The organism is Orlajensenia flava (assembly GCF_004801905.1).
In the GTDB taxonomy this organism is placed as follows: domain Bacteria; phylum Actinomycetota; class Actinomycetes; order Actinomycetales; family Microbacteriaceae; genus Orlajensenia; species Orlajensenia flava.
In genome coordinates, this window is record NZ_SSSN01000003.1 from 789945 (window position 1) to 809567 (window position 19623).

The following is a 19623-nucleotide window of genomic DNA, read 5'->3' on the forward strand; positions in this document are numbered from 1 at the left end:
GGTGGGGTTGCACGTCACGCGGGGATGAGGTGCAGCAGGATCGCGCGCTCGAGCACCGTCCAGGTCGTGGAGGTGAGCAGGTAGACGGATGCCGCCAGCGGCGCCAGAGCGGCGAACAGCACGGTGACCAGCGGCAACCATGACAGAATGGCCGCCGTGCGGCCCGCGGTGCCGCCAGCCAGCAGCACCGTGCGATGCCGGTTGACGAGGGCGACCACGGCTATGAGCGCCACGACCACCGCCGGGACGGCGATGGCGAGGACCGAGCCGCTGCCGAACGCCGCCACGAGGCTGGTACCGAGCGGCGCCCCGAACAGCGAGTGGGCGAGGAGGACGTTGCCGTGGCCGGCGATGATCGGCAGCGTGAAGAGCGTGTACACGCCGGACAGGATGGGCGCCTGCAGCAGCGCGGGCAGGCAACCCGCCGCCGGAGACGCCTTCTCGCTCGCGTACAGGGCGGCGAGCTCGCGCTGGAGTCTGGCGGTGTGCCGCGCGTGCCGACGTCGAAGATCGGCCACCCGCGGAGCGAGACGGGTTCGCACCCGCTGAGCCCTGACCTGCGACACCCCGACGGGGATGAGGACGGTGCGGAGGGCGAGGGTGACGAGGACGATCGCCAGCGCGGCGGATGACGCGCCGGCGATCGGGGCGAGGGAATGGGAGACGCCGTCGAGCGCGTGCGAGGCGCCGTCGAGCAGGCCCGCGATAGGGGCGAAGGCGAAGAAGTTCACAGAGGTTTCCTGACGTGAGAGCGAGAAGGGAGGCCGTGTGGCCGCGCAGGAACCCGGTGAAGGCGGTTATGCGGGCCGCGAAGCCCCTCCCGGTGCTCTCGGACGCACCCGTCCCGCCGCGTCGGGGTTGCTCTGCCGAGAAGGCACCGTCCCCTGATGCACCTCGACGGCCGAGCACCGTTCGGCTGGAGCGAGGACGGCGGCGGTCCGCCGCCGCGTGACGAGGACGACGGTGGCTCCGAGCGCGAGCGCGCCGGTCAGGATGACGGACGCGCCGACCCCGTCAGGGGAGGTGGACAGGCTCGCGCTCACGATCAGGAGAGCGGCCAGCATGCCGACGAGGCGGCTGAACCTCGACTCGCGGAGCACCGAACCCATGCTGAGACTCTACGCCGCGCCTCTTGCCAAGAGTCGCGTGCTCGGGCATCCTGTCAATAGGCCATCTCGTCGGCCGGTCGAGTCGTAGGCATTGCCACACCACCGGGCCGACGAGATCTTCTTGTGCTCGGAGCTCAGCGGAGCATCGCCGCCCGGTCCGCGGTCACCGTCGCCAGCAGGGCCGCCTCGTCGGTCGACGGCCCGAGATGACCCCGTCCGACCACGACGCGCTGGCGGGCGAACGCGAGCCGCGTCGCATCCGCTGTGAACCGCTTCATCAACACGCCAGCCTGCGCCGATCGACCGCGTGCCCAGCGGCGCGCGTCGCGACGTCCGGCCGGGCTGGACAACCACGCCACCTCCCCCGGCAGGAACCACCCCGCGTCGGCGTATTCCTGCAGGCGGGTGCGGGTGACGCGCACCTCGTACCGCCGCAGCGCGACCACCAGGGCGACGGCGGTGAGGAAGATGGGCAGCTGCACGGCGAGGTAGTACCCGAAGAAGTCGTCGACGAGGAAGCCCGCGGCGTTCCAGAGCCCGTGGAGGAGCATGGCCGGCACCAAGCCGACGAGCCACGCCACCACGACGCCTCCCGTCCGGTAGCGCTGGGCGGCGAAACCGACCGCGAACCCCGTGCACGAGGTGAACATGACGTGGGCGAACGGGGAGAAGATGCCCCGCAGGACGAACACGGAACCGAGCCCCGACGCGCCGGACTCGGCGAGCGTGCTGCCGAAGTAGACGATGTTCTCCGTGAAGGCGAACCCTCCCGCCACGACGGCCGCGTAGACGATGCCGTCGACCGGTGAATCGAAGTAGCGGCGTGCGGCGAGCGCCAGGATGAGCACGCCGGCCCCCTTGGCGATCTCCTCGACGAAAGGCGCCTGGAGGACGGCACCCTGGAACTCCTGCAGCGACGGATCGCGACCGGCTCCAGCGGTGATCTCGACGCCGAGGTCGACGAGCAGGGCGAGCGCCACCGCGACTCCCGCCCCCCAGAGGAACGCGAACCACAGGGCGGCACGCGGCTCGGGCTCCCAGCGGTCGATCCAGCGCACGGCGAGCAGGACGATGCCGAGGGGGAACAAGGCGAGGACCGCACTCACCGCGACGGCGGGCAGGCCGAGGGCGGTGAGCAGGTACAGCGCCACGAGCAGCAGGGCGAGCGCGCCGAAGACGATGCCGAGCACGGCGAGGACGATCGACGACGTGCGATGCGTGCGGGGCGGCGCTTCCCACGCGGGGGTCGGCGGCGTGGCGGCGGACGGGAGGCTCACGCTCTCACCGTAGCGGCAGCCGCCGCCATCACTCGGCGAACACCTTGCCGGGGTTGAGGATGCCGAGCGGGTCGAAGACCCGCTTGATCTCGCGTTGCAGGGCGTAGACGTCGTCACCCAGCTCGTCCGCCAGCCAGCGGCGCTTGAGCAGTCCGACGCCGTGCTCACCGGTGAGCGTCCCGCCGAAGCGCAGCGCCGCCCGGAACAGTTCGTCCGCCGCCGCCCAGACGGCCTGGGGCACGTCGCCGCCGTCGTAGACGAAGTTGGGGTGCAGGTTGCCGTCACCGGCGTGTGCGACAGTCGGGATCGGCACGCCGAACCGCGTCGAGATGGCGTCGATCTCGCGGAACATCTCGGCCATCCGCGAGCGCGGAACCGAGACGTCTTCGATGAGCACCTCGCCGTTCGCCGCCATCGCCGGATGGAACGCGCGGCGGATGGCCAGCATCCGCTCCCCTGCGTCGACGTCGGCTGCGAGCTGACCGGTGCCGCCTGCGGCGATGATGACCTCGAGCGCCGCCTTCGCCTCGACGGGGCCGGCGACGTCGTCGCACTGCACGAGGAGGAAGGCGCCGGCTGGCGCCGCATCCGTCACCGGTTCGAGGGGAGTTCCCCGTACCGCCTCGGTGCCGAGATGGACAAGGATGGCGGCGAGCGCCGACGCGTCGATGAGCTCCATCACGGCGGGTCGGATGCGTGCCGCCGTGATGGCCGAGGCTGCCGCCGCGGCGGATTCGACGTCGGGGAACGCCGCCCCGATCGTCACCGGCTGTCCAGCGGGCAGTGGACGCAGGCGCACCGTGGCCTCGACGATGACACCGAGAGTGCCCTCCGACCCGGTGAGCAATGCCGTGAGGTCGTAGCCGGTCACACCCTTGACGGTGCGATGGCCGGTACGGATGAGCCGGCCGTCGGCGAGCACCACCGCGAGGGCCAGCACCGCCTCGCGGGTGACCCCGTACTTGGCGCACAGCAGACCGCCCGCGCCCGTGGCGATGTTGCCGCCGATCGAGGAGATGGCCTTCGACGCGGGGTCGGGAGCGAACCACAGGCCGAAGGCACGGGCGGCGATGTCGAGCTGCTCGTTGATGACGCCCGGCTGGACGACCGCCAGCTCGTCGTCCGGCCGGATCTCGATGATCTCGTCCATCGCCGACAGGTCGAGCACGATCGCCCCGGCGCTCGAGACCGCTCCGCCGGCCAGACCCGTTCCCGCTCCACGAGGAGTGACGGGAACGCGGTGGGCCGTGGCGAGGCGCATCACGGCCTGCACCTGCTGAACGGATGCCGCCCGCACCACCGCCAGCGGCGCGTCGTCGGCGATGAAGCCCGAACGGTCGGCGCGAGCTGCCTCCAGAAGGGCGGTATCGGTGAGGACGCCTGCGCCGAGCTCCGTCCGGAGTTCGTCGAGGATGCTCATCGCTCCAGCGTACGCACGGGCTGCAGGCGGAAGAGTCGCACCACCCGTCCGGAGTCCCGCTCGTACCCGCGGTAGCCGGGCCACTGCGCCTCGATGCGGCCCCATGCCTCGTCACGTTCGTCGTCGGGGATGCGCGTTGCTCGCACGGCGAACCGCTTGTCGCGTACCGCGATCTCGGCGTCGGGATGCGCGCTCAGGTTGTAGGTCCACGACGGATGGTGCTCGCGCGCGAAGCTGGTCCCGGCGACGATCGCGCGACCGTGCCCGTCTGGCGTGTACATCAGCACGGTGTCGCGCGGCTCCCCCGACTTCGCGCCCGTCGTGGTCAGCACGAGCGAGGGCACCAACAGGGAGCTCACCTGCACGCGCCCGTTCGTGAGCGCCCGCAGCACGGCTTCTACGGGCGGCAGGACGACGGGGCCGAGGCGCCGGAATGTGCGTGTGCGCGAGATGGGCGCCGCTCCGTGGCGCACGACATCGACGACGCGCATCACTTCTCCGCCGCGAACGCCGACTCGCGCACCTTGGCCGCCTCTTCGCGCGCTCGGGTGAGTTCGGCTCCGGCATCCGCTGCCCGGCGTTCGGCCTTCTTGACGGCCCGCTCGGCGATGGAGACGGCGCCATACCGGGCGCGCACGCGGTCGTGCTTCTCGTCGACTCCGGTGATGATGTACGCGCTCGCGATGAGGATCACCTGAGCCGAGAAGTTGAACCAGATGAGCAGGGCGACCAGCGAACCGAACGAGGCCAACAGCGGATTGCTCTTCGCCCCGCCGATGAACAGGCTCGAGAGCAGCTGCAGCACGGCCAGGCCGACGCCGCCGATGAGCGCGCCGCTCCAGAGGGAACGGGCGTCGGGCCGCAGGCCGGAGAGGGTCCGGAACATCAGCGCGACGATGAGGGTGTTGATGACCACGATCACGATGACGCCGATAACCTGGCTGCCCCCGTCGTACAGCCAGGATTTCTTGTCCACTCCGAGCCAGTCGAACACAGCGCCCAGCGCCGAGGTCGACAGGAACGTGATGGCCGCCGACGCCAGCAGGGAGAGGCCGAACGCGAGCGCGAGCAGGAAGTCGCGGAGGATGAGCCAGAGGAAGAAGGTCTTCGGATCCGGGAGGTCCGCGAGGGTGCGGAGGGCGGTTCGCAGCGACGTGATGGCGCCGATGGAGGTGCCGAGAAGCCCGATGAGAGCGAAGATCCCGGCGATCGAGAGGGTGAGCGGCTGCACGAGGTCGTCGGGGTCGATGATGCCGCCCTTGCCCACGAGCCCCGGGATGGCGGTGCCGAGAGCGCTCACGAGGGCGTTCATCGCGTCGGGGTTGCCGGCCAGCCAGAGGCCCGCGATGGCGAATCCGAGGAAGACGCCGGCGAACACGCTGAAGAGGGTGCGGTAGGTCACGCTGTCGGCCAGCATGGGGCCGTGGTGCTCCTGGTAGAGCAGGAACGAGCGCACCGGCTTGGTGCTGAGCAACCACGAGACGATGCGCTGCACGCGCGCCATCAGACCGCCGCCCTTCTTAGCGGCTGGGGCATCCGTCGGGTTCTGCTCGGTCATGGCTTCAGGGTAGCGAGCACCGCCGCCGCCACTCGGACCCTTGACACGGTGTCGGATGCGGCGCGCGGCGCCGGCTCGCGTTTCCGCCTGCAGTCATGTCCGATTCCCGCTGGTCGATGTCGGTGGTCGATGCGAGAGTGGAGACATGACCACCGCACCGGCCACCGACTCCCAGTTCGAGGAGCGCTACCGCGCGATGAGCTCACGCGACGCCCGCTTCGACGGGCAGTTCATCACCGGCGTGCACTCCACGGGCATCTACTGCCGTCCGAGCTGTCCGGCCACGACACCGAAGCGCGCGAACGTGTCCTTCTACCTCACCGCGGCTGCTGCGCACGAGGCTGGGCTCCGGGCCTGCAAGCGTTGCCTGCCCGATGCCGTGCCCGGCTCGCCTCAGTGGAACATCCGTGACGACCTCAGCGCCCATGCCATGCGACTGATCGCCGATGGAGTGGTAGAGCGCGCCGGCGTCCCCGGCCTGGCGGCCCGGCTCGGCTACACCCCGCGACACCTCACCCGGGTGCTCCAGGGTGAGCTCGGGGCCGGCCCGCTCGCGCTCGCCCGGGCGCATCGCGCGCAGACCGCCCGCATGCTGCTGATCGGTACGAGCATGCCGATGGTCGATGTCGCGTTCGCTGCCGGATTCGGCAGCGTCCGGCAGTTCAACGACACCATCGCCTCCGTCTACGAGCTCACGCCGACCGAGGTGCGCGCGCGGGCGTCTGCGCGGTCGGGCGCATCCTCCGTCGGCCCGGCCCCCGTGAGCGAGGGAACCAGCATCAGCCTGCGCCTGCCGGCGCGGGCGCCGTTCGACGGAGCGGGAGTGCTCGCGTTCCTCGGCACGCGCGCCCTGCCGGGAGTCGAGAGCTGGGATGGCGTCACCTACACGCGCGCCGTGCGACTCCCGTCCGGGTCGGCGGTCATCGCCCTGCGGGTCGATGATGCGTCGCCGACTCCCGCCATCGCCTGCGACGCCTCCCTGACGTCGCTGGCCGACCTCATGCCATTGGTCAGCCGGGTACGCCGTCTGGTCGATCTCGACGCGGACGCCGAAGTGATCGATGCCGTCCTGCGCGCAGACGACGCGTTGGCCGATTCGGTGACGCGCGTGCCGGGCATCCGCGTGCCGGGAAGCGTGGACCCGCAGGAGACCGTCTTCCGAACGCTCGTGGGACAGCAGGTGAGCGTCGCATCGGCCCGAACCGCGCTGTCACGCCTCACTGCCGCCATCGGCGAGCCGGCCGTCGACGCGCACACCGGTTGGACGCTCTTCCCGACTCCCGCGCAGATCGCCGACCGCGGCGCCGAGGTGCTGCGCGGTCCGGCGAGCCGCATCGCCACCATCCTCGATGTGGCCGAGCGGCTGGATGCCGGGTCGCTGCGCGTCGACGTGGGCATGAGCACCGAGGAGTTGACGGCCGAACTCACCGCCGTGCCCGGCATCGGGCCGTGGACTGCCGGATATCTCGCCATGCGCGTACTCGGCAGCCCCGACGTGCTGCTCACGAGCGATGTCGCCATCCGTTCCGGCGCCGCCCGGCTCGGCCTGCCGGGTGAAGCGCGCGCTCTCCGCGCTCGCGGGGCGGTATGGGCTCCGTGGCGCAGCTATGCGGGCATGCACCTGTGGCGGGCGACGGCCTGAACACGACGGCCCGACCGGCGGCATGCCCTGACCTCAATCACCGACCGGTAGCATGCCAGCGATGCCCACTCCTGCCGAAGTCGCCGCGCGCCTCCGCGCCGCCGGATGCGTCTTCGCCGAGGACGAGGCCGCCATCATCATGGAAGCTGCCGCGACGGATGCCGAACTCGCGTCGCTCATCGACCGTCGAGTGGCGGGCGAGCCGGTCGAGGTGATCGTGGGCTGGGCGGAGTTCGCCGGGCTCCGCGTCGCTGTGGAGTCCGGCGTGTTCGTTCCGCGGCGGCGAACGGAGCTGCTGGCCCGCGAGGCGATCGCCGCGGCCCGTCCCGGTTGCGTCGTCGTCGATCTGTGCTGTGGGTCGGGCGCGATCGGAGCGGCGTTGGCCGCATCCGTTCCCTCCGCCGAGGTCTTCGCGGCGGACGTCGACCCGGCGGCGGTCCGGGTGGCCCGGCGCAACCTTCCGGCCGAGCGGGTGTTCGAGGGAGACCTGTTCGCCGCCCTGCCGAGTGAGCTCCGGGGCCGCGTCGCCGTGTTGGCGGTCAACGCCCCGTACGTGCCGACCGACGAGATCCGGCTGATGCCGCCCGAGGCGCGCGAGAGCGAGCCGCTCATCACCCTCGACGGAGGCGGAGACGGGCTCGACGTCCACCGGCGCATCGCGGCCCACGCGGTCGAATGGCTCGCGCCCGGCGGCACGCTCGTGATCGAGGTGGCGGAACGTCAGGTCGAGGCGGCGCTCGAGCTTTTCGCGGTCAACGGACTGCGGGCTCGCACCGTCACGGATGACGAGCTCGACGCCACCGTGGTGGTGGGCATCGCTCCGTGATGCGTTGCGGCATCCTCCAACGATGTCCTGCACGGGTGCGCCTCATCCACAACCGTCGCACAGCCCTCGGCCGATAGCCTGAAGACGTGAAGTTCGCGCATCTCCGGGTCGAGGGTGAATCGCTGGTGCGATTCTCCGTCGTGATCGACGACGGAGCGCTCTTCCTCGCCGACGTCATGCCCGACGCGCCCGCCGATCTGCAGGAGCTCATCGAACGCGGCGATCCCGGCCTGGCCGAGGTGCGTGCCTATGTCGCTCAGGCGCAGGCATCCGGTCTCGATCTGGTGCCGGTCTCGACGCTGCGGCATGCGTCAGCAGTCCTCCGGCCTCCGCACGTGCTCGCCATCGGCGCCAACTACGCGGCGCACTCCTCGGAGCTGAAGCTGCGATCCGAGACCGCGATGACCGTGTTCTCCCTGTGGCCGAACTCGCTCACCGGCCACGATGCGACCACGAGCTGGCCCGGCGAGATGAGCAGCGAGGTCGACTACGAGGCGGAGCTCGGCGTCATCATCGGCAAGCCCGCTCGGGATGTCTCGGTGCGCGATGCCCTCGACCACGTCTGGGGCTACACGGTCGTCAACGACATCACCGCTCGCAACCTGCAGTTCAGCGAGGCGCAGTGGTCGCGGTGCAAGTCGTTCGACGGTTTCACCCCCAACGGGCCGGTCGTCGTCACGGCCGACGAGGTTCCGGATCCCCAGGACGTCTGGCTCACCACCAACCTCGACGGCCGCATCCTGCAGGATGCGTCGAGTTCGGAGATGGTGCGCTCCGTCGCCGAGATCATCTCCTACCTCTCCCGGTCGGCCACCATCCCGGCGGGCACGCTCATCTCGACCGGCAGCCCCGGCGGTGCGGGGTACTCTCGCAAGCCACCGGTCTTCCTGCGCGATGGCGCAACCGTCACCATCTCGATCGGCGGCATCGGCAGCCTGACGACGCACTGCCGCGTCGTCTGACGCGAACCCGCGCCCCCGCTGGTTCAGTAGCGCGCGACGAAGGAGCCCGCGTACCGAAACCCGCCACTCACAGGTGCGACGGCCAGACCTCGCGTCGTCGTCAGGCAATAACTCGCTGATCAGGCGCGATTCGTGGATTCGCGCCTGACTAGCGTGCGATCGCCTGAATCGGATCGCGCCGCCCGCTACTCCGAGGGCTCGCCCTTCTTCTCCTGGGCCTGGGTCGCCGTGGTGACCACCTCGAGCCCCGAGAGGCGGCTCGGGGAGAGGTGCTCCGTGACCTCCTCGAGGCTCATCAGCCCCGACTCGACGACGAGGTCGGCGACCGGGCGCCCCGTCAGCAGCGCGCTCTTGGCGAGCGTCGCCGCCGCGGTGTAGCCGATGTACGGGATGAGTGCGGTGATGACTCCGACGCTCGACGCCACCATCTCGGCCAGGCGATCGACGTTGGCCGTGATGCCATCCACGCAGTTGACGCGCAGCGTCCAGCACGCCTGCGTCATCCAGGCCAGGCTCTGCAGCAGCGAGTGGGCGATCACCGGCTCGAAGGCGTTCAGTTGCAGCTGACCCGCCTCGGCCGCCATGGTGACCGTGACATCCGCGCCCGCGATCGAGAACGCCACCTGGCTGACAGCCTCGGGGATGACAGGGTTCACCTTGCCGGGCATGATGCTCGAGCCTGCCTGAACAGGCGGCAGGTTGATCTCGCCGAATCCGGCTTGCGGACCGGACGAGAGCAGACGCAGGTCGTTGCAGATCTTCGACAGCTTGATGGCGCTGCGCTTGAGCGAGCCGCTGAATGACATGAATGCACCGGCGTCACTCGTGGACTCGATGAGGTCGGGCGCGCCCTCGAGGCTGAGGCCGGTGATCTCGTTGAGGTGACGGATGGCCGCTGCCGCGTAGTTGGGATCGGCCGTGATACCCGTTCCGATGGCGGTCGCGCCGATGTTCACCTCGGAGAGCAGCCAGATGGTCTCCTGCAGGCGGTCGTAGTCCTCGCCGAGCGTGGTGGCGTAGCCGTGGAACTCCTGGCCGAGCGTCATCGGCACGGCGTCCTGCAACTGGGTCCGCCCCACCTTGAGGACCGTCGCGAACTCCTCGCCCTTGCGCGCGAACGACTCTCTCAGGAGTTGCAGCTCGGCGAGCAGATGCCGCAACGAGAACGACAGCGCGATCTTCAGTGCGGTCGGGTAGGTGTCGTTGGTGGACTGGCTGCGATTGACGTCGTCGATGGGGTGCACGATGTCGTAACGCCCCTTGTCGTAGCCGGCGAGCTCGAGGGCGAGGTTGGCGATGACCTCGTTGGCGTTCATGTTGGTGGACGTCCCGGCCCCGCCCTGGATGACGCCGACCACGAACTGCTCGTGTCGGGCTCCGTTGCGGATGCGCTCGCAGGCCGTGTCGATCCACGCGGCCTTCTCGGGCGAGAGGGCTCCGACCTCGCGGTTGGCCCTGGCCGCGGCCTGCTTGACGCTGGCGAGGGCGACGATGAGGTCGGGATAGACCGAGATGGGACGCTTGGCGATCGGGAAGTTGTCGAGTGCGCGCCGCGTGTGCACTCCCCAGTAGGCGTCTTCGGGAACCTCCACCGACCCGAGCGAATCCGTCTCCACCCGGAATCCCGGCGATGCCGTCGGGAGGATCGGATGGCTCGGGCGGCCCGAGGCTGAGGTGGACGTGGACATGCTCACAAGGATCTCCCGTGGGTGGTTCGATGCGGCCTCGTTGCCGCACGTCGAGCCTAACCCGGGCGCGCCACCCCGGTGTCCGCAGGGCTAGCCGGCGACGCCCAGCCAGGTCTCCACGGGTCCGCGCATGAAGTAGATGAGGAACCCGGCCGCGACGATCCACAGCAGCGGACTGATCTCGCGCGCCTTGCCCGAGAGCGAGCGGATGACGACCCACGAGATGAAGCCCGCGCCGATGCCGTTGGCGATCGAGTAGGTCAACGGCATGATCGTGACGGTCAGGAAGACGGGCAGCAGCACCGAGAAGTCGCTGAGGTCGATGCCCTTGATCTGGCTCATCATGAGCGCTCCAACGATGACCAGCGCAGCGGCGGCCACCTCGGAGGGCACGACCGACGTGAGCGGCGTGAAGAACATCGCCAGCAGGAAAAGCGCGCCCGTCACGACGTTGGCGAAACCCGTGCGTGCGCCTTCACCGATGCCCGCGCCCGACTCGATGAACACCGTGTTGGACGAGCTCGACGTGAAACCACCGGCGACGGCTCCGGCACCCTCCACGATCAGCGCGGAGCGCAGCCGTGGGAAGTCGCCCTTGGCGTCGGCGAGGCCGGCCTCCTTCGAGAGACCCGTCATGGTGCCCATGGCGTCGAAGAAGTTGGTGAAGACGAGGGTGAAGACGAGCATGACGGCGGCGAGGATGCCGATGCGCCCGAAGCTGCCGAAGCTCCAGTGGCCGATGAGGCTGAGGTCGGGAAGGCTGATCCACTGCGACGGGAGCGTCGGGACCGAGAGGCTCCAGCCGCCCGGGTGCGCCTTGCCGTTGGCGAAGGCCGGGCCGAAGTGGCCGATCGCCTCGACGATGACGGCGACGATGGTTCCGACGACGAGGCCGATGAGGATGCCGCCCTTGACCTTGCGGGCGACGAGGACGCCGGTGAGCAGCAGGGTGAAGACGAAGACGAGGGTGGGCCAGGTCGCCACAGAGCCCGCGATTCCGAGGCCGACGGGCGGGGACGACGCGCCCGTCGAGGTGACGAAGCCGGCGTCGACCATGCCGATGAAAGCGATGAACAGGCCGATGCCGACGGTGATGGCGAGCTTGAGCTGCAGCGGCACCGCGTTGAAGATGAGGCGCCGCAGACCGGTCGCCGCGAGCAGCACGATAATGAGGCCGTTGATGAGCACGAGGCCCATCGCCTCGGGCCAGGTCACCCCGCCGACCACGCTGACCGCGAGGAAGGAGTTGATGCCGAGGCCGGCCGCGAAGGCGAACGGCAGGCGGGCGATGACGCCGAACAGGATCGTCATGACCCCGGCGGTGAGCGCTGTGACGGCGGCTACCTGCGGGAAGGCGAGCGAGTGGCCCGCGACATCCTTGGCCCCGCTGAGGATGATGGGGTTGAGGATGACGATGTAGGCCATCGTGACGAAGGTCACGACGCCGCCGCGCACCTCGGTGCCGAGAGTCGAACCGCGCTTGGTGATCTCGAAGAAGGCGTCGAAGCGGCTGCGCGGCTCCGGCGTCTCGGGGGCGTCGGTCTCGGTTGTCTCTGTCGAACTCACAGCATGATCCTAGGGGTCGGTTCGTTTCGGAATTGTGAACAACCGCCTCAGCGGTGGAAGTACGGCACGATCAGGTAGATGCCGTAGAGAACGGCGAGCGCGCTGATGGTGAAGCACGCGTATGCACCGACGAGGGCGGCGCGCTTCTGCGCATCCGTGAGCGGGTTCTTCTTGGCCGCCTTCTTGGCGCGCTTGGCGATCGCCTTGGCCTCGGCGGGAGAGATGATGGTGATGGCGTCGGTGAACTCGGCCGGTCCGACGACGGGCGCGCGGCCGCCGAGGGCCAGCAGGCGCAGGCCGAACGAGTAGGAGCTCACGACGACGGACGCGGCGATGAGCGCCGCCAGCGCGACGAGGAGGAAAGCGCCCCAGTCGATCACAGTGACACCTTTCGTTTGGGCTTGGGATTGCGCTTGATCTTGACGGCGGCACCGGATGCGGCCACCTCGCTCGTGACGTTGTGGCTCGAGACCGCGTTGCGGCGGGAGACCCAGAAGATCGCGACGATGACCGCGAGGCCGATGATGGCGTCGATCACGATGCCCACCGGGCCGAGGTGCGCGAGCAGTGCCGCGAGCCCGCCGACGACTGCAGCTGCCGGGAGGGTCAGCAACCATCCGAGGGCGATGCGTCCGGCTGTGCCCCACCGCACCTTCGAGCCGCGTCGGCCGAGCCCCGATCCGATGACGGACCCGGATGCCACCTGCGTGGTCGAGAGGGCGAAGCCGAGGTGGCTGGACGCGAGGATGGTGGCGGCCGTGCTCGTCTCGGCGCTGAACCCCTGAGCGGGCTTGACGTCGGTGAGGCCGGTGCCGAGGGTCTTGATGATGCGCCATCCGCCCATGTAGGTGCCGAGCGCGATGGCGATGCCGCAGCTGATGATGACCCACGGCTCCACCTCGTTGCCGTCGGCCTGCACACCGGCGGCCACGAGCGTGAGCGTGATGACGCCCATCGTCTTCTGCGCATCGTTGGTGCCGTGCGCCAGGGCGACGAGCGATGACGAGAAGATCTGGGCGAAGCGGAACCCCGAGCGCCCGTCGGGCTTGCCGTCGTAGCGTCGCGTGATGAGGTAGGAGAGCTTGGTGGCGGTGAACGCGACGAGTCCCGCCGTCAACGGCGCGGCGACCGCGGGGATGATGACCTTCGACAGGAGCACGCCGAAGTCGACGGGGTCCAGACTCCACGCGCCCACGATGGCTGCACCGATCAGGCCGCCGAACAGGGCGTGGCTCGAACTCGATGGTAGGCCGAGCAACCAGGTGAACATGTTCCACACCACGGCGCCGATGAGTCCGGCGAAGATCAGCTCCGGGGTGATGAGCACTCCCCCGCTGCCCTCGCGGATGATGCCGCCCGAGATGGTCTTGGCGACCTCCGTCGACAGGAACGCGCCGACGAGGTTGAGGATGGCGGCGAGTCCGACGGCCACCTTGGGCTTCATGGCGCCGGTCGCGATGGGGGTTGCCATCGCATTCGCGGTGTCGTGGAAGCCGTTGGTGAAGTCGAAGAACAGCGCCAGTGCGATGACCAGCACGACGATCAGGGTGAGATCCACCGGCGTCTTTCTCTGGAAGGTAGGTTGCCCGGCGAAGATGTCACCGGACGTTCACCGTGCGGATGTTGACATGCACGCGTGGAGGCACCTCGATACTCACATCCGCAGCGCATCCGGTCAACCTGAGGCCGCCTCACGACGCTTCAGGCGAGGACGACGCTGGACAGGTCGTCACCGAAGGTGAACTCCCGGTCGACGGATCCGCCGGCCAGCACCCCGGGGAGCCAGAACCGCGCGTCATCCCACATCAGCCCGAGCGGGACGTCGGCGAGCGAGAACCACTCGGGGTCGAGTTCGTCGGATGCCGTCGGATCCCCGGTCCAGTCGCGGCAGACGAACACCGTCGACTCCTGACTCCACGCTGGACGCGAGGGGAAGTGGTAGCGCAGCGACCCTCGCCGCTCGAGCGAGGATGGTCGTACGACGAGTCCGACCTCCTCGAGCACCTCGCGCGCGATGGCATCACGTGCGGTCTCCCCCGGCTCGAGCTTGCCGCCGGGGCCGACGTACTTCCCTTCGCCCAGGCCGAGCTTCTTGCGGCCGAGCAGGACGCGGGTCATGCCGGCGGCATCCGTCGTCACCAGGTAGCACACACACACCTGCGGGAGGGTGGAGGCCACGATCAGCCGAACAGCACCCGGGCCTCGTCGTACCGCGACTGCGGCACGGTGTTGAGGTTGCCGGTGGCCTCGCGGATGGACACGCGCGCGATATCCGTTCCCCGCAGGGTCACCATCTCGCCCCATGCCTGGTCCTTCACGGCGTCGACGGCGGCCATTCCCAGGCGCGTGGCGAGCACGCGGTCGTAAGCCGACGGCGCTCCGCCGCGCTGGATGTGGCCGAGCACGGTGTCGCGCGACTCGATGCCGGTGCGTGCCTCGATCATGGGAGCCAGGAGTTCGGCGATGCCGCCGAGACGCGGACGGTTGAACGCGTCGAGGCCCTTGTGGGAGTGCTCGGCCTCCATGTCGGTGAGCTTGAACCCCTCGGCGACGACGATGACGGGGGCGCGTCCACGATCGCGGACGCTCTCGACGTAGTGGCAGATCTCGTCGATCGACATCGGCTGCTCGGGAATCAGGATGGCGTGGGCGCCGCCCGCCATGCCGGAGTGCAAAGCGATCCAGCCGACGTGCCGGCCCATGACCTCGACGACCATGCAGCGGCCGTGCGAGTCGGCGGTCGTGCGCAGCCGGTCGATGGCCTCCGTGGCGATCTCGACGGCCGTGTCGAAGCCGAACGAGTAGTCGGTGGCGGCGAGATCGTTGTCGATCGTCTTCGGGACGCCGACCACGTTGATGCCACCCTCATCGACCAGGCGGCGGGCGGCGGTGAGAGTGCCCTCCCCACCGATCGCGATGATGGCGTCGATGCCGTTCTCGTCGAGCATGCGCTGGATGTTCTCGGGGCCACCGCCCTCGCCCTCGAACGGATTCGTGCGGCTCGAGTGCAGGATGGTTCCGCCCTGACGGGACAGGCCCCGCACCTCCTGCCGGGGAAGGGGGACGATGTCGCCCTGGACCACTCCGCGCCAGCCCCAACGGAACCCGACGAACTCCGCCTCGTGCGAGATGACGCCGCGCAGGACCGCGCCGCGGATGACCGCATTGAGGCCGGGGCAGTCCCCGCCGCTCGTCAGGATTCCGATCTTCATTGCAGGTGCTGCTCCTCGATTGCCGGGTCGGTCAGCGCCACGTCATCGGGGCGGGTGGTGCGTTCTCGGGAGTCTATAGGGAACCGGCTATGGCCTGACGGAGCAGGTGCTGCAGGGCATCGAGCTGCACGGAGTCCGCCGAGGTGACGTCGACGTCGGAGCCGTCGAGGGCGCGTGCGGCGAGGCCCTGCTTCGCGTCGATGAGCTCGGCGATCTTCGCGTCGATGGTGTGAGCCGCGATGATGCGCCACGCCGTCACCGGCTCGTCCTGCCCGATGCGGTGCACGCGGTCGATCGCCTGGGTCTGCTCGGCGGCCGTCCAGCTGAGCTCGGCGAGCACGACGTTGGAGGACGCCTGCAGGTTGACGCCGACGCCCGCTGCGGTGAGCGAGCACACCGCCACCGAGATCTCGGGGTCGTTGTTGAACCGGTCGATGGCGTCCTGACGGGCCAACGCCGTCTGGTCGCCGCGGAGGGAGACGGTGCGGAGGCCGCCCTTCGCGAGGATCTCCTCCGCCGTGTCCATCACGTCGATGTGCTTGGCGAAGAAGACCACCTTGCCCACCGATCGCGCCAGCTGTGCAGCGTAGTCCGCGGCGAGTGCGGCCTTGGCCTGACCGATCTTGCGCACCATCGTGAACACGTTCTCGCCGGTCTTGGCAGCCTTCGACTCCTCGAGCTCGGCATGGGCGACCGCTCGCACGTAGGAATCGAACTGATCCTCGTCGAGCTCGCCCAGGCTGACACCGCGCGAGGAGAGCAGGGAGGTGAAGCGGTCGCGCAGACGGTAGCCGAGTTCGCGCTCCGCGGAACGGATGCTGCGCCCGAGGTCGTCATCGAGTTCGACGGGAAGGTCGGCGATGCGCTTGGCCGGCAGGTCGGCGGCGACGTCGACCTTGCGGCGACGAACTATCCCCATGTCGATGACCGCGGCTCGCGCCTCGGAGTAGAAGCCCTGATCGGCCGGCGTCAGCCCGTTCTCCTCGAGCTTCGCCATGAGCTCTGGGGCCGGCCGGTCGCCGTCGATCCAGCCCAAGAACTGCCAGATCGCACGGAAGTCGTCGACGTCGTTGATGAGCGGGGTACCGGTGAGAGCCAGCAGCAGCGGGTCGCCGCCCGGTGCCGTCCGGCGGATGCGCTCCGAGAGCGCCAGCACGTTACGCGAACGCTGAGACTGCAGGTTCTTGATGAAGTGCGCCTCGTCGACGACCATTCCCTTGAACCCGAGCGTGCCGAGCCAAGCCATGTGCCGGTCGAGAACGTCGTAGTTGACCACGACGACGTCGGCGAACGCGTCGAGGGTGTCTCCGTCGCCGTGGATGACGGTCGCGCGGCGATGCGGCGTCCACCGCTCGACCTCGCGCGCCCAGTTCATCTTCACGACGTTGGGCACGACGGCCAGGAGCGGGTAGGCGTCGGCGACGGATGCGGCCAGCACGCTCTCGGCGGTCTTGCCGAGGCCGGGCTCGTCGGCGAGCAGGAAGCTGCGGTGCCCACGGCGGACGCTCTCGACGAAGCGCGCCTGGTGGCGCATGATCTCCATGCCCTTGGGCGAGAGGCGATCGAGCTTCGGGGCATCCGGAAGGTCCATGGTGGCCGCCTGGCCGCCAGCGCCGTACTCGAACGACTTGAACAGCGGACCTAATAGCTCCCAGTTCGCCAGCCGTCGCGGTGAGACCGTGGGTGTCGCCGGGCGCGAGAGGTCGGGCGCGAGGAACGGGTTGGCGAGCTGTCGCGCCTTGACCGACTGCGGGATGACCTGGTTCTCGGCGAGGACGGGCTTGGCCTCGGGCTCGCGGGTGATGATGAGCTCGTCGGGGCTGAGCGCGGCACCCGACTCGAGCAGCCAGTCCCGCCGGAAGCGCTGCGCCACCGTGGAGACGCCGGCATCCGCCTCGAGCAGGCTGATGAGACTGGTGTCGCGGGCGGCGGTCTTGGCGAGGATCTGCGCGATCCCGTCGAGGCGCTTGAGCAGCTCGGCGCGGGCGGCATCCGGAATGTCGGCGTCGGCCTTCACTCGAGCCCGCTCCTCACGCATGAGCAGCGCGATCACCTGGTACTTGGTGCGGTTGGTGGGGCCGAGCTTGCCGCCCTGCGCCTTGGCCTCGACCTCGCGCACCTTGCGCGCGAGGATCGGGATGATCGGGGCGTCGTCGTCGCGCGAGCGTGTGCGGCTCCGCGCGGTTCGCTGATCGGGCATTGTCCTCCATGTCGTGAAGCCCGGTGCATCGCACTCCCCCTCGCCGAAGAGGAGGACGGATGCGAAACCTCGCGTCGTGACCCTGACTCAAGCAACGCGCGTGAAGCGCGGTCGAGACGATGACGGGGTCTGTCGACGCACGTCCATATTACTCCACTCGCGGCGGGGTCGATGAACGGTTACGTTTTGGGGGTTCTGGTGTCACCCGGGTCGCGCTGGCGGGCGGATGCGCGTTATGGCACTGTTGCGGCGCGGGATGCGCGTTATGGCACTGTTGCGGCGTGCCTCCCGGCGGCGGATGCGCGCTGTGGCACCGACGCGGCACGCCTCGCGAGCGATGCGCGTTATGGCACTGTTGCGGCGCGGGATGCGCGTTATTGCACCGCGCGAGCAGGGGGCACGACGGGCGGGAGTCAGGCCTGGCGGGCGGCGGTCTCGGTGATGCGACGTGCCATTCCCGAGAAGATGACGCCGTGGAAGGGCCAGATCGCCCACCAGTAGGCCCGACCGAGCAGTCCGTGCGGAAAGTAGACGGCGCGTTGGTGGTAACGCGAACCGTCGCCGTCGGGTTCGGCGCTCATCTCGAGCCACGCCAGGCCTGGCACCCGCATCTCAGCGCGCAGACGCAGCAGGTGTCCGCGCTCGATGCGCTCCACGCGCCAGAAATCCAAGGCGTCGCCCGTGTTCAGGTGCGTCGCGCTCCGGCGACCGCGGCTGAGCCCGACTCCCCCGACGAGCTTGTCGAACCAGCCGCGCAGTGCCCACGCCGGCGGCAGCGAGTACCAGCCGTTCTCGCCGCCGACGCCCTCGATGACCTTCCACAGCTGCTCGGTGGTCGCCGGCGAGCGTGCCTCCCGCACATCCGTGTAGACCGTCGAGCCCGCCCAGTCGGGGTCGCTCGGCAGCGGGTCGCTCGGCACTCCGGCCACAGCGGAGTCGCGCCAGCTCGTCTCCACTTCGCCGGCCTGCTCGCGGGCCAGGGCGAGGCGCACGGACTCCCGGTATCCGATGAGACCCTCGGCGGGCGGCGGGATGACGGCGTCGATGTCGTGGTCGAGCATGACGCACGGATGCTGCAGCGACTCGATGATGGGCACGGCGAGGCGACGCGGAATCGGAGTGACGAGGTTGACCCATTGGGAGGCGAGCCACGGGGTGAGGACGGGCAGCGCCGCGATGGGACGCTGCGGGAGGCCGGCTTCGACGGCGTATCCGTTCATCAGCTGCCCGTACCGGAGAACATCGGGGCCACCGATGTCGAACGCGCGATTGACGTCGGCCGGGACGTCCGCAGCGGCGATCAGGTAGTACATGACATCGCGGACCGCGATGGGCTGGATGCGGTTGCGCACCCATTGCGGCGCGGGCATGTAGGGAAGCACTTCGGTGAGGTGACGGATCATCTCGAACGACGTCGATCCCGATCCGATCACGACTCCGGCCTGCAGCACGATGGTCGGCACGCCGCTCGCGAGCAGGATGCTGCCGACCTCCCGGCGGGAGCGCAGGTGCCGGGAGAGCTCGACGCCTGCGGGGTGCAGGCCGCCGAGGTAGACGATGCGCTTCACGCCCGCCGAGGCAGCCGCGTCCGCCGCGGTCTGCGCGATCTCACGCTCGCGCTGCTCGAAGTCGCCGCTGCCGCCCATCGAGTGCACGAGGTAGTAGAGCACGTCGACATCCGTCATGGCCTGCTCGGCGACCCGAGCATCGCCGAGGTCGCCCTCCACGATCTCCACCTCATCGGCCCACGGCGCATCCGTCAGCCGCTCCGGAGTCCGTGCCAGCACGCGCACGCGGAAGCCCGCGCCGAGCAGCCGGGGAACGAGCCGTCCTCCGATGTAGCCGGTGGCCCCGGTGACCAGTGCGAGCTTCTCGTCGTTCATCGTCGCTCGTTCCCGTGCTTGTAGTTGCCCGTCGCCTTGGCCAGGAGCATCTGCGCGCCCCGCTCGTCAGCGGACGCGAGCGAGGTGATCAGCTTCGCCGCTGCCGCACCGCGGATGGTGACGATGGTACGACCGCCGCGCGCGACGATCACCTGCTCACCACCGGTGACGCGGTAGTCGAACGGGTCGCTCTGCAGTCGGCCACGCTGGTCTGGTGCTCCGGATGACATGTCGGGATGGTAGGCCGCGCCGCCGGGAGCTCCGTGGGGGTTGCGCTCGT

At 69.5% G+C, this 19623-nt stretch carries 18 protein-coding genes; 3 read left to right on the forward strand and 15 right to left on the reverse strand.

Annotated elements, in window-relative coordinates:
* Positions 1-14 precede the first annotated feature (14 nt).
* From yidC to E6C70_RS05690, 6 genes are all read right to left on the reverse strand, one after another.
* Positions 15-731 carry a membrane protein insertase YidC gene (gene yidC, locus E6C70_RS05665; protein WP_136423043.1) on the reverse strand — a complete coding sequence of 239 codons (717 nt, stop codon included), beginning with the start codon at positions 729-731 and terminating at the stop codon, positions 15-17.
* Between the two features lie 66 nt (positions 732-797).
* Positions 798-1109 (reverse strand): DUF6412 domain-containing protein, encoded by a 312-nt coding sequence (locus E6C70_RS05670; RefSeq protein ID WP_207670040.1) that lies wholly within the window; start codon positions 1107-1109, stop codon positions 798-800.
* A gap of 134 nt (positions 1110-1243) precedes the next feature.
* A complete protein-coding gene (locus E6C70_RS05675; protein WP_136423045.1) occupies positions 1244-2386 on the reverse strand; it encodes a PrsW family intramembrane metalloprotease in 1143 nt (380 codons plus the stop codon).
* Between the two features lie 28 nt (positions 2387-2414).
* Positions 2415-3806 (reverse strand): FAD-binding oxidoreductase, encoded by a 1392-nt coding sequence (locus E6C70_RS05680; RefSeq protein ID WP_136423047.1) that lies wholly within the window; start codon positions 3804-3806, stop codon positions 2415-2417.
* On the reverse strand, positions 3803-4297 hold the full coding sequence (locus E6C70_RS05685) for a nitroreductase/quinone reductase family protein (RefSeq protein ID WP_136423050.1): 495 nt from the start codon (positions 4295-4297) through the stop codon (positions 3803-3805). The genes E6C70_RS05680 and E6C70_RS05685 overlap by 4 nt, the downstream gene beginning before the upstream one ends.
* Positions 4297-5364 (reverse strand): YihY/virulence factor BrkB family protein, encoded by a 1068-nt coding sequence (locus tag E6C70_RS05690; RefSeq protein ID WP_136423052.1) that lies wholly within the window; start codon positions 5362-5364, stop codon positions 4297-4299. Before E6C70_RS05690 ends, E6C70_RS05685 begins: the two co-directional genes overlap by 1 nt.
* A gap of 145 nt (positions 5365-5509) precedes the next feature.
* Between E6C70_RS05690 and E6C70_RS05695 the strand changes: the two genes are divergently transcribed.
* The 3 genes from E6C70_RS05695 to E6C70_RS05705 all read left to right on the forward strand — a co-directional run bounded on the left by E6C70_RS05695 (position 5510) and on the right by E6C70_RS05705 (position 8794).
* Positions 5510-7006 (forward strand): AlkA N-terminal domain-containing protein, encoded by a 1497-nt coding sequence (locus tag E6C70_RS05695; protein WP_136423054.1) that lies wholly within the window; start codon positions 5510-5512, stop codon positions 7004-7006.
* Positions 7007-7058: 52 nt separating this feature from the next.
* On the forward strand, positions 7059-7832 hold the full coding sequence (locus tag E6C70_RS05700; protein ID WP_136423056.1) for a putative protein N(5)-glutamine methyltransferase: 774 nt from the start codon (positions 7059-7061) through the stop codon (positions 7830-7832).
* 86 nt (positions 7833-7918) lie between these two features.
* On the forward strand, positions 7919-8794 hold the full coding sequence (locus tag E6C70_RS05705) for a fumarylacetoacetate hydrolase family protein (RefSeq protein ID WP_136423058.1): 876 nt from the start codon (positions 7919-7921) through the stop codon (positions 8792-8794).
* Between the two features lie 185 nt (positions 8795-8979).
* Here the strand turns inward: E6C70_RS05705 and E6C70_RS05710 are convergent, their stop codons facing one another.
* From E6C70_RS05710 to E6C70_RS05750, 9 genes are all read right to left on the reverse strand, one after another.
* Positions 8980-10482 carry an aspartate ammonia-lyase gene (locus E6C70_RS05710; protein WP_136423060.1) on the reverse strand — a complete coding sequence of 501 codons (1503 nt, stop codon included), beginning with the start codon at positions 10480-10482 and terminating at the stop codon, positions 8980-8982.
* A 90-nt stretch (positions 10483-10572) separates the two neighbouring features.
* Complete coding sequence (locus E6C70_RS05715; protein ID WP_136423062.1) at positions 10573-12048, reverse strand: NCS2 family permease; 1476 nt, start codon at positions 12046-12048, stop codon at positions 10573-10575.
* A gap of 47 nt (positions 12049-12095) precedes the next feature.
* Positions 12096-12428, reverse strand: coding sequence for a peptidase (locus E6C70_RS05720; RefSeq protein WP_136423064.1), 333 nt, complete (start codon positions 12426-12428; stop codon positions 12096-12098).
* Positions 12425-13606 carry an inorganic phosphate transporter gene (locus E6C70_RS05725; RefSeq protein ID WP_136423066.1) on the reverse strand — a complete coding sequence of 394 codons (1182 nt, stop codon included), beginning with the start codon at positions 13604-13606 and terminating at the stop codon, positions 12425-12427. The genes E6C70_RS05720 and E6C70_RS05725 overlap by 4 nt, the downstream gene beginning before the upstream one ends.
* 143 nt (positions 13607-13749) lie before the next feature.
* Positions 13750-14226 carry an 8-oxo-dGTP diphosphatase gene (locus E6C70_RS05730; RefSeq protein WP_168770860.1) on the reverse strand — a complete coding sequence of 159 codons (477 nt, stop codon included), beginning with the start codon at positions 14224-14226 and terminating at the stop codon, positions 13750-13752.
* A 2-nt stretch (positions 14227-14228) separates the two neighbouring features.
* Positions 14229-15260 (reverse strand): 6-phosphofructokinase, encoded by a 1032-nt coding sequence (locus E6C70_RS05735; protein WP_136423070.1) that lies wholly within the window; start codon positions 15258-15260, stop codon positions 14229-14231.
* A gap of 73 nt (positions 15261-15333) precedes the next feature.
* On the reverse strand, positions 15334-17460 hold the full coding sequence (locus E6C70_RS05740; RefSeq protein ID WP_136423072.1) for a DEAD/DEAH box helicase: 2127 nt from the start codon (positions 17458-17460) through the stop codon (positions 15334-15336).
* A gap of 413 nt (positions 17461-17873) precedes the next feature.
* A complete protein-coding gene (locus tag E6C70_RS05745; RefSeq protein ID WP_136423074.1) occupies positions 17874-19343 on the reverse strand; it encodes an SDR family oxidoreductase in 1470 nt (489 codons plus the stop codon).
* Positions 19340-19573: a hypothetical protein gene (locus E6C70_RS05750; protein WP_136423076.1), complete on the reverse strand. Its 234-nt coding sequence runs from the start codon at positions 19571-19573 to the stop codon at positions 19340-19342. The genes E6C70_RS05745 and E6C70_RS05750 overlap by 4 nt, the downstream gene beginning before the upstream one ends.
* Positions 19574-19623 lie beyond the last annotated feature (50 nt).

Coding starts and splice junctions, on each gene's coding strand:
- E6C70_RS05670 (WP_207670040.1), bottom strand. CDS start 1,109: ATGGGTTCGGTGCTCCGCGAGTCGAGGTTCAGCCGCCTCGTCGGCATG.
- E6C70_RS05680 (WP_136423047.1), bottom strand. CDS start 3,806: ATGAGCATCCTCGACGAACTCCGGACGGAGCTCGGCGCAGGCGTCCTC.
- E6C70_RS05685 (WP_136423050.1), bottom strand. CDS start 4,297: ATGCGCGTCGTCGATGTCGTGCGCCACGGAGCGGCGCCCATCTCGCGC.
- E6C70_RS05690 (WP_136423052.1), bottom strand. CDS start 5,364: ATGACCGAGCAGAACCCGACGGATGCCCCAGCCGCTAAGAAGGGCGGC.
- E6C70_RS05695 (WP_136423054.1), top strand. CDS start 5,510: ATGACCACCGCACCGGCCACCGACTCCCAGTTCGAGGAGCGCTACCGC.
- E6C70_RS05700 (WP_136423056.1), top strand. CDS start 7,059: ATGCCAGCGATGCCCACTCCTGCCGAAGTCGCCGCGCGCCTCCGCGCC.
- E6C70_RS05710 (WP_136423060.1), bottom strand. CDS start 10,482: ATGTCCACGTCCACCTCAGCCTCGGGCCGCCCGAGCCATCCGATCCTC.
- E6C70_RS05735 (WP_136423070.1), bottom strand. CDS start 15,260: ATGAAGATCGGAATCCTGACGAGCGGCGGGGACTGCCCCGGCCTCAAT.
- E6C70_RS05740 (WP_136423072.1), bottom strand. CDS start 17,460: ATGCCCGATCAGCGAACCGCGCGGAGCCGCACACGCTCGCGCGACGAC.
- E6C70_RS05745 (WP_136423074.1), bottom strand. CDS start 19,343: ATGAACGACGAGAAGCTCGCACTGGTCACCGGGGCCACCGGCTACATC.
- E6C70_RS05750 (WP_136423076.1), bottom strand. CDS start 19,573: ATGTCATCCGGAGCACCAGACCAGCGTGGCCGACTGCAGAGCGACCCG.